Raw genomic sequence first — 8,934 nt, 5'->3', positions numbered from 1 at the left:
ATGCTAACACAACCTACACTTTATTCTATAGATCAATCAGATAACCAGTCAATACCATAGGGCGTTCGTTTTGAAAAGATAGTGAGAGATGGTTAATGAACTGGAGCTAGGCCTATCGGCTAAAAACAGCCAAAACTGACCGAATCGGGTGAATTCATGAAGCGAGTTTCCAAAATATGATACTTTCCATTAATAATATGTAATAAAAACAATGAATTAAACCACGCATCATCTATGAACTATATTTATACTCAACATAAGTTAAATAAGAATGTCGAACGCGCGCTGTTGACGCTTATTAATAGTCTGAGCAAGTTCTCTTCCATCGTAGTTAAGCGTGATGCTTATGCTGCAGAGGCATGCGCCTGTTCCGCGAATTTAATATTGCCGTGCCTCAGGAGGTATCCCTCCTCAGTCTCGAGGATTCACCGTTGGCCACGCAGTTTGTATGTAAAACCCACTGACGATTACGCCTATCTGTGAAAAAAACTCACAACACCATTCGATGGCGCATGCTGGTTCCCTTCATGTCAGTGCAATACCCTGTCACATACAGAATTGCTGGCAATAAAAGAAGGAACACAGAATGGAGTATGTGAATCTGGGTCGTAGCGGTTTGAAAGTCTCCCGTCTTTGTCTCGGTTGTATGAGCTATGGTGAACCTGAACGCTTGCCTCAACCCTGGTCCCTGGATGAAAAGGCGTCACGTCCGCTCATTCGTCAGGCGCTTGAAGCGGGCATTAATTTTTTTGATACCGCGAATATCTACTCGGGCGGAAGTTCTGAAGAGATCACTGGAAAAGCGCTGAGAGAAATGGCCAGACGCGATGAGATCGTTGTGGCGACAAAGACCTTCTTTCCGTGGCGCAACTCACCCAATACCGGGTTTCTTTCCCGCAAGGCCATTTTTCATTCTATTGACGATAGCCTGATGCGCTTAGGCATGGATTACGTGGATCTCTTTCAGATTCACCGCTTTGACCACTCCACGCCTGTTGAAGAGACCATGGAGGCTCTGCATGACCTCGTTAAATCAGGAAAAGTACGTTACATCGGCGCATCATCTATGGAAGCCTGGCGCTTTGCAAAAATGCAGCATACGGCAGAGCGTAACGGCTGGACCCGATTTATTACGATGCAACCGCAATACAACCTGCTTTACCGGGAAGAAGAGCGCGAGATGCTGCCCCTGTGTGAAGACCAGGGCGTTGGTGTGATCCCCTGGAGTCCGATGGCACGCGGCAGGCTCACGCGCGACTGGAGTGTCACGTCCCGACGAACGCAAAACGATGCCTTTGCGTTAAAAATGTATGAGAACGCAGCCCTTCTGGATAAGCCCGTTATAGATGTTGTTGCCAGCATTGCTGAAAAGCACCATGTGCCAAGAGCCCATGTTGCAATTGCCTGGTTGCTATCAAAAACGGTCATCACAGCACCGATCATCGGCGCGACGAAACCAGAACATCTTTCCACGGCTATCAGCGCGCTGGACTTTTCACTTAGCGATGCCGAAATCATGGAACTCGAGGCACGCTATCTGCCGCACCCCGTCGACGGGATCATTCCCCCGCTTCCGGATACGCCACCTTCACTCACGCCGCCTTCAGCAATACAGGACTGTTAATGCCCTACCCTGGCCCGGCGTTGGTTCGGGCCCGCTGTTGGTGACAATGAACAACTCGTGATGTCAGGGTCGGATCGCCAAACCGGGAGACTTTACCTACAGTCTCCCTGTGACAGTAAGTATAAAGGTGGCCATCACCGTTTAACTTTTATCAAACTGACTTTCGGTAAACGGATCTGCGCGACCGCCCTGCAATGGGATCCTGGCAAGCGCTGCATCGATTTCGCGTAACTCGCTGTCCGTCAACCGGACTTGCGGTGCACCGCTATTTTCTATCAGGTGCGGATATTGCGTCGTACCCGGGATGGGGACAATCCATGGCCGTTGTGCCATCACCCAGGCCAGCGCGAACTGAACCGGAGTGGTGTTTTTGCGGCGGGCCCACGACTGCGCAAATTCAAGCAGTACCATGTTTTTGGCCAGGGCATCGGGCTGGAAGCGTGGCAGATTATGCCGCCGATCTGTGCTGTCGAACCGCTGATCTGGATTGACTGCCCCGGCAAGGAAACTCCGGGCGGTCGGGCAGTAAGGTACAAAGCCGATACCCAGCTCTTCGAGCGTTGGAAATATCCGCGTCTCCGGTTCACGCCACCACATGGCATACTCACTCTGTACTGCAGTCACAGGGAGTACCGCATGTGCGCGGCGGATTGTCCTGGCACTCGCTTCCGACAATCCCCAGTGTTTCACTTTACCCTCCTGTATCAACGCCTTCACGGTTTCCGCCACATCCTCGATCGGCACATTCGGATCGGGGCGATGTTGATAAAGAAGATCGATGTGGTCCGTTTTCAGACGCTTTAGCGAGCCCTCTACGGCACGGCGAATATGGTCAGGATGGCTGTTAAGGGAGGTTGGCTTCCCCTCCTCCACGCCGAAACCGAACTTAGTGGCAATCACCACACGATCGCGAACGGGGGCCAGTGCTTCCCCGACAAATTCTTCACTGAGATGGGGACCATACACCTCGGCAGTATCAAAGAACGTAATGCCTTGTTCGAAGGCGGCCCGGATGAGCGACACCATGGCTTTGCGATCGCGCGGACCACCGCCGTAATACCCCACCATGGGCAGACAGCCCAGTCCCATGCTGGAAACCTCCAGCGAGCCGAGTTTACGCGTGGTTAAGGTCTCCTTCTGGACGGGAACAGCATCCGAAGGGGCGTTCGACGAGTCCTGACCAGCCGGGTTCGCCATCACTGCACCGCTCCTGCCAAGGGTGGTGGCGGCCAACGCCAGACCGGCGCCGGCGATCAGAAAATTGCGACGATCCCGGGAAGCGGGTACGGAAGCAGAATGCTGGTCATGCATCATCTTGCTCATAAACTGGAACTCCCTATAGCGAAGAATGGATTCATTAATTTGGGCATTACCAGGCATAAGCCTGGGGCGCTTCTCCCCCGGGGCCGGGCCAGATTTCGTCGAGACAGCTCATGGTGTCGTCTGATAGCGTGATTGTTGTTGCGTGAAGCGCCTCCCGGAGTTGTTCCGCCGTACGAGGCCCGATAAGTGGAGCAGTAACGACAGGATTCTGCAGGAGCCACGCAAGCGCCACATCGGAAGGGGTTTCGCCGAGGTCCTCACATAATCCTTCGTAGGCTTCCAGCTGCGGACGATACTGTTCGATTAGACGGGCAAACGCGGGCCTCGCACGGCGCCCGCTGGCCATCTTTTTCAGTACGCCGCCAAGCAACCCTCCGGCAAGTGGACTCCAGGGAATCAGTCCCAGGCCAAAATGACGGCATGCGGGAATGACCTCCAGCTCAACGGTTCGGGCAGTCAAATTGTAGAGACTTTGCTCAGCAACCAGGCCCAGGGAATGACGGGCCGTGGCAACTGACTGCGCGGTCGCAATGTCCCAGCCAGCGAAATTGCTGCTACCGATATAAAGCACTTTTCCCTGCTGAACAAGGAGTTCCATGGCCTGCCAGACCTCTTCCCATGGTGTATAACGATCGATGTGATGCATCTGATAGACGTCAATATGGTCGGTCTTAAGCCGTCGCAAACTGTCCTCGCAGGCCTTGCGAATATGGTAAGCAGAAAGACGGCGATCGTTCGGACCCGGTCCCATAGGCTGATAGGCTTTCGTCGCCAGAACGATACGGTCACGGCGGCCACCCTGCTGGAGCCAGCGACCAATAATCTCTTCAGACAGCCCCGAACCTTGCTGGATGTCGGGTGATTGCTCGGTGCCATACACGTCTGCTGTATCAATGAAATTGATACCCGCCTCAAGCGCTTCATCCAGGATGCGGGCGCTGGTTTTCTCGTCGGTGACGTCACCAAAATTCATGGTTCCGAGACAAAGGCGGCTGACTTTCAGGCCGGTGCGGCCAAGATGCGTATAGTTCATACACGGCTCCGTTAGGTGAATGTTCCGCCCTGACCGACGGCCAGAGCGCATAATTTTCAAGAATAACGAAGCACAATGTGTTCAGTGAGAGGCGATGAGTGGATGGACTTGTGAAAAAAATTCAGCAACGGATTAGCCCTGGTCGGTCTATGGTGTATATCATTTCCGTATCAACGCATTCGGGCCTTAACGCACAAGGAAAACGATTCTGTATGCAAATAAGCAGAGCTGATGTCGCCGATCTCATTTATTTCATGGCTATTGCACGTCATCGCAGTTTCAGCCGTGCGGCGATTGAATTAGGTGTCAGTGCATCAGCGCTTAGTCATGCCCTGAAGGGACTGGAAACCCGGCTCGGGGTTCGCCTGCTTAATCGCACGACCAAGAGCGTTACACCTACGGCTGCAGGTGAAGAACTGGTTCAGTCTGTCCTTCAGCCTTTCGACAAGATAGAAGGCGCGCTTGAATCGCTTAACCGGTATCGTAATACGCCTACCGGGCGTATCCGCATCAATGCAGCCGTTGAAGCGGCCAATCTTTTGCTTGCGCCGGTTATGCCCGCGTTTATGGATCGCTATCCCGATATTGAAATCGATATTGTGGCCAGCAACCGTATGGTTGACGTCACTGATGCGGGCTTCGATGCCGGTATCCGCTATGGTGGCACCGTCCCGGAAGACATGGTTGCCCGGCGTTTATCTGCCGATATTCGCTGGGTTATCGCCGCATCCCCCGACTACCTTGAACGCTACGGAACGCCTGAACATCCGGATGATTTGTTACACCATCGCTGTATAAGCAATCGTCTCGGCGACGATCGGATCTATCGCTGGGAACTTGAGCGAGATGGCGAAACGTACCAAATCACTGTGCCTGGCTCAGTGACGGTCAACCAGGCTGAAACGGGTCTTGTGGCCGTATTAGGCGGGGCCGGCCTGATGTATTTTCCGGAGCCTCTTGTTGCACCCTATGTGAAGGATGGACGGCTCCGCCTGGTGCTTACGGAATGGTCCCCGCTGGAGGAAGGTTTTTATATCTATTATTCAAGCCGCCGGCAACTGCCGACCGGGCTTCGCCTTCTGATTGAGTTCATACAGGAGGCCAGGCCGCTGGGGTTGTGAAATAGCGCTTCCATACGGGACGATGCGTTATCGTCTTTATCGCCCCGTAGCGGATATCAGAAAATCAATCAGGGCCTTCACTCTTTTCGTTTTACCCGCGTTTTTGGGATAATAGAGATACACTGGCGGGTAGGTTTTCCAGTAGCTCTCCATCACGGGTATAAAGCGCTCCCTGTCCGGCTGTAACTGCCAGATGGGTTCAAACAAACGTCCAATTCCCAGGCCGTTACGGATCCCGTCTGCCATAACGTCAATATCGTTGCTGATTAACTGTCCGGGCATCTCAACCGTCAACTGCCCTCCGCGATCGTTCAGAATCAACGGAAGGATGCGGTTGTTAGTAATAAAACGGTAGCCAATCAGCTTGTGTTGACTGAGATCTGACGGCACCTCAGGCGTTCCATGCTCGCTGAGATAGGCTGAGGATGCATATAACCCTTCACGAAAGGGTTTCATTAACGGCCGCGCTACCACCCCACCCTCGAGGATATCGCCAAAACGGATCCCAAGATCAAAACGCTCTTCGATAACATTCACAGTACCGTCGTAAACCGAAATTTCCAGCTGTATACCCGGATATTGCTGACAGAATTTCGCCATTGCAGGCTTAAGAATTAACAGATAGGCAAAACGCGAGAGCGTGATTCGCACGATACCAGAGGGCTCCTGATTCTGGTCGCGAATGCTTTCAAGCGAATTTTCCAGCGACTCCACCGCCGCAGCGGTCTGTTCCAGCAACAGTTGCCCGGTTTCCGTCAGCTCAATACGGCGGGTCGTACGCACAAAAAGCGGATGGCCAATATGATCTTCCAGCAGCTTAAGCGCATTGCTGACGGAGGGAGGCGTAATTTCCAGTTTTCTTGCGGCTGCCGAAATATTGCCCTCACGTGCAATGCTCTGAAAGATCCGTATCTGGTTATACAGGGCGTTATTCATAATGTGTTCCTTAAGCAATCACTGCTTAATTGTTAACTACAGCCTAAAGATGCTTAAGTCAATAATATCCCTTTAGTTCGTTTTTACTGATGCTGCGATCCACTGTTTAGTGCGGGATAGTCAGTGTAGCCCACCGCATCGTTCTGTCCCGGCGCATAGAAGGTTGCAGGGTCCGGAACGTTGAGATCGCTGCCGCACGCAAATCTTGCGGGTAAATCGGGATTGGCAATAAATGGAACACCATAGGCGATGAGATCGGCCTCACCCTTGTTAATTGCATCCTCACCGGTCTGAGCATCATATCCACCATTCAGAATAAAAGTTCGCGAGAAACACTGACGAAGATAAGGTGCAATCCGCTGTGAACCTGCGACCGGAGCATCGGGCCCGGCAATACCTTCTGTTACGTGAAGGTAGGCGATGCCAATAGCGTCGAGTTGAGTCGCTAAATAACTGAATGTTTCAACCGGCGAAGAATCAGACATACCATGTAGCGACATGTTTGGACCAACCCTGAAACCAACGCGATCGGCGCCGAGCACTTCGCTCACTGCACTGACGACCTCCAGAGGAAAACGTGCACGGTTTATAATAGTCCCACCATAATGATCTTCTCGTTTGTTAGAACCGTCACGAAGGAACTGGTCAAGGAGATATCCTGAACTACCATGTATTTCTACTCCATCGAAACCGGCTTCAGAAGCTTTTTCAGCACCCTGACGAAACTGTGAGACGACATCGGCGATTTCACTTGTTAAAAGCGCGCGAGGGACTGGAGTTTGTGCTAGTCCATTAGACGTAAAAACGTCTGCCTCTGCATTAATTGCAGATGGGGCAACCGGAAGGACACCATCATGGAACTCAGGATGCGAAACGCGTCCGACATGCCACAGTTGCGCAAAAATAATTCCCCCGGCTTCATGAACTGCATCTGTTACGCGACGCCATGCTTCAACCTGAGCGAGGGAATATATTCCCGGTGTTCTTATATATCCGGTACCTTGACGGCTAACCTGCGTAGCTTCAGATATTATCAACCCTGCCTGCGCCCGCTGCGCATAGTAAACAGGAGCCAGAGGGTTAGGTACATTACCGGTAACGGCCCGACTGCGGGTCATTGGGGCCATTACCATTCTATTTTTTAGTGTCAATTCCCCGATGTTATATGGGGATAAAAGCGTAAGGGGTGCATTTTTCAAGGAGCAGTACCTTTATTCTCAGTAAGAAACGAGTCGTTTTGTTTTGTAACCAGGGCTATATTACATACCGTTATTTTACCCGCAAGAAGGCACATTCATGATACCGTCAGATAAACGGACAGCACCCACCTGCAATATTTTCACCCGCGAATTGCTCAGTCGGATTGGTGATAAGTGGAGTATCTTAATCATTGCTAATCTTGCCGAGGGACCTTTGCGGTTTAATATACTCAGACGTACCATCGGTCAGGTCTCTCAGAGAATGCTGACGTTAACACTGAGAAGTCTTGAACGAGACGGGTTAGTATCGCGGACGGTATTCCCTTCGATCCCGCCACGTGTTGAATATGAGCTAACGCCACTTGGACGGACATTAATGGGGCCAGTTATGACACTTATAGACTGGTCCTTGATTCATCAGGGCGAGGTTGAAAAGGCACGTTCTGAATATGAAAGCCAGCCCGAGTTTTCGACTGATTAAGCCAGACTATTCATATACAGATGCAGGAACAGACATGTCTGGCATAGATTTACCCTGTCGCACTCCTCACCTGATTATTAAGTACAGACTAAATATGCTTAAGCCAATGGCCACCTAATCTTCTCAAAATGGCGCTCATATACTCTTCTCTCTTTCCCTTTAAACCTGAGAACAAGAGACACTTATGCGAATTTTATGTCTGGATATCCCCGCACCTGGAGCATCGCTGGAAAAGTATGCTCCACACCTTAACGCTGAAGCACTGCACGCCTGGGGATTGTATAAATCCGGCTTCATCCGCGACATCTACTTCCGTCAGGACAGACCTGGCGTCGCTATTTTTCTTGAATGTGACTCTGTCGATGAAGCGATGAACGTAATGGCCGAATTTCCGCTGGCAAAAGCAGGCTTATTAAGCTTTGAGTGCATTCCGCTTGGCTCCTTTATTAACTGGGAAAATCTCTTTGCCGCTGAATTTAAAAATAAAGAGTGAGGCCCGATATGAAACCTGCAGATAAACCCGTGCTGTGTGTCGTTTCCAGCCATCCGATTAAAGGCGCATCCGGTGTACCAACCGGTTTTTTCCTGGCTGAGCTGACGCATCCGCTGAAAGTACTGGAAGATGCCGGACTAAAAACGACGATAGCCAGCATTCGCGGGGGACAGCCGCCGGTGGATGGATTTGACCTCAGTGACCCTGTCAACGCCTGGTTCTGGAACGAAACCGATTTTCAGCAGCGCCTGGCCACAACGCCTGCGTTATCTGAGCTGAACGGTTCCGATTACAGCGCCGTTTTCTTTGCGGGCGGGCATGGAACCATGTGGGATTTCCGCGACAGCCAGGATGCCCAGCGTATTATCCGCGAAGTGTATGAAAGTGATGGGATTGTCGCAGCCGTCTGCCACGGACCTGCGGCTCTGGTTGACGCAAAGCTCAGCAGCGGCGAATACCTGGTGAAAGGCAAAAACGTGGCGGCCTTTACCAACAAGGAAGAGGAAGAAGTTCACACCACAGATGTGGTTCCCTACCTGCTTGAGACTGCACTCCGCGAGCATGGCGCGCTTCATCATGAAGCCCCGAACTGGTCTGAAAATGTGGTTACTGACGGTCGCCTTATCACGGGGCAGAATCCCGCTTCAGCGCACGGTGTCGGTGTGGCGCTGTTAAATGCCCTCCGCCAGCCAACTTAATTCATTCATCTGTCTTTCATCGTTAC

General features: G+C 51.8%; 9 protein-coding genes and 1 pseudogene. 6 read left to right on the top strand and 4 right to left on the bottom strand.

All coding sequences use genetic code 11. The features are described 5' to 3' along the window. Positions 1-264: 264 nt before the first annotated feature. Both INF73_RS17080 and INF73_RS17075 read left to right on the top strand, forming a co-directional pair. A pseudogene (locus INF73_RS17080) lies at positions 265-440 on the top strand (substrate-binding domain-containing protein); the annotation flags it as partial. A gap of 146 nt (positions 441-586) precedes the next feature. Further along, complete coding sequence (locus tag INF73_RS17075; RefSeq protein ID WP_192971073.1) at positions 587-1,624, top strand: aldo/keto reductase; 1,038 nt, start codon at positions 587-589, stop codon at positions 1,622-1,624. Positions 1,625-1,765: 141 nt separating this feature from the next. On the opposite strand, the gene INF73_RS17070 is transcribed toward INF73_RS17075, so the two are convergent. Then, the gene (locus INF73_RS17070; RefSeq protein WP_045260683.1) at positions 1,766-2,947 is read right to left on the bottom strand and encodes an aldo/keto reductase; all 1,182 of its coding nucleotides are present in this window, start codon (positions 2,945-2,947) and stop codon (positions 1,766-1,768) included. Between the two features lie 46 nt (positions 2,948-2,993). Beyond that, positions 2,994-3,980 (bottom strand): aldo/keto reductase, encoded by a 987-nt coding sequence (locus tag INF73_RS17065; RefSeq protein ID WP_096927994.1) that lies wholly within the window; start codon positions 3,978-3,980, stop codon positions 2,994-2,996. Between the two features lie 212 nt (positions 3,981-4,192). Between INF73_RS17065 and INF73_RS17060 the strand changes: the two genes are divergently transcribed. Further along, positions 4,193-5,101, top strand: coding sequence for a LysR family transcriptional regulator (locus tag INF73_RS17060; protein ID WP_014831948.1), 909 nt, complete (start codon positions 4,193-4,195; stop codon positions 5,099-5,101). 36 nt (positions 5,102-5,137) lie between these two features. On the opposite strand, the gene INF73_RS17055 is transcribed toward INF73_RS17060, so the two are convergent. Next, a complete protein-coding gene (locus tag INF73_RS17055) occupies positions 5,138-6,037 on the bottom strand; it encodes a LysR family transcriptional regulator (RefSeq protein ID WP_193542688.1) in 900 nt (299 codons plus the stop codon). A gap of 83 nt (positions 6,038-6,120) precedes the next feature. Continuing rightward, the gene (locus INF73_RS17050) at positions 6,121-7,236 is read right to left on the bottom strand and encodes an alkene reductase (RefSeq protein WP_193542686.1); all 1,116 of its coding nucleotides are present in this window, start codon (positions 7,234-7,236) and stop codon (positions 6,121-6,123) included. A gap of 97 nt (positions 7,237-7,333) precedes the next feature. Here INF73_RS17050 and INF73_RS17045 point away from each other — a divergent pair, with 97 nt between their 5' ends. From INF73_RS17045 to INF73_RS17035, 3 genes are all read left to right on the top strand, one after another. Continuing rightward, entirely contained in the window at positions 7,334-7,717 is a 384-nt protein-coding gene (locus INF73_RS17045; protein ID WP_193542684.1) for a helix-turn-helix domain-containing protein, read from the top strand. A gap of 184 nt (positions 7,718-7,901) precedes the next feature. Then, positions 7,902-8,210, top strand: coding sequence for a hypothetical protein (locus INF73_RS17040; protein WP_014831950.1), 309 nt, complete (start codon positions 7,902-7,904; stop codon positions 8,208-8,210). Positions 8,211-8,218: 8 nt separating this feature from the next. After that, on the top strand, positions 8,219-8,908 hold the full coding sequence (locus tag INF73_RS17035) for a type 1 glutamine amidotransferase domain-containing protein (RefSeq protein ID WP_046887439.1): 690 nt from the start codon (positions 8,219-8,221) through the stop codon (positions 8,906-8,908). Positions 8,909-8,934 lie beyond the last annotated feature (26 nt).

Source organism: Enterobacter cloacae complex sp. P6RS (assembly GCF_014982245.1).
In the GTDB taxonomy this organism is placed as follows: domain Bacteria; phylum Pseudomonadota; class Gammaproteobacteria; order Enterobacterales; family Enterobacteriaceae; genus Enterobacter; species Enterobacter bugandensis.
This window is presented reverse-complemented; position numbering and strand designations above follow the sequence as displayed.

Excerpts from the sequence above, each read along its gene's own strand:
- INF73_RS17060 (WP_014831948.1), top strand. The coding sequence starts at position 4,193 with ATGCAAATAAGCAGAGCTGATGTCGCCGATCTCATTTATTTCATGGCT.
- INF73_RS17055 (WP_193542688.1), bottom strand. The coding sequence starts at position 6,037 with ATGAATAACGCCCTGTATAACCAGATACGGATCTTTCAGAGCATTGCA.
- INF73_RS17065 (WP_096927994.1), bottom strand. The coding sequence starts at position 3,980 with ATGAACTATACGCATCTTGGCCGCACCGGCCTGAAAGTCAGCCGCCTT.
- INF73_RS17075 (WP_192971073.1), top strand. The coding sequence starts at position 587 with ATGGAGTATGTGAATCTGGGTCGTAGCGGTTTGAAAGTCTCCCGTCTT.
- INF73_RS17035 (WP_046887439.1), top strand. The coding sequence starts at position 8,219 with ATGAAACCTGCAGATAAACCCGTGCTGTGTGTCGTTTCCAGCCATCCG.
- INF73_RS17040 (WP_014831950.1), top strand. The coding sequence starts at position 7,902 with ATGCGAATTTTATGTCTGGATATCCCCGCACCTGGAGCATCGCTGGAA.
- INF73_RS17070 (WP_045260683.1), bottom strand. The coding sequence starts at position 2,947 with ATGAGCAAGATGATGCATGACCAGCATTCTGCTTCCGTACCCGCTTCC.
- INF73_RS17045 (WP_193542684.1), top strand. The coding sequence starts at position 7,334 with ATGATACCGTCAGATAAACGGACAGCACCCACCTGCAATATTTTCACC.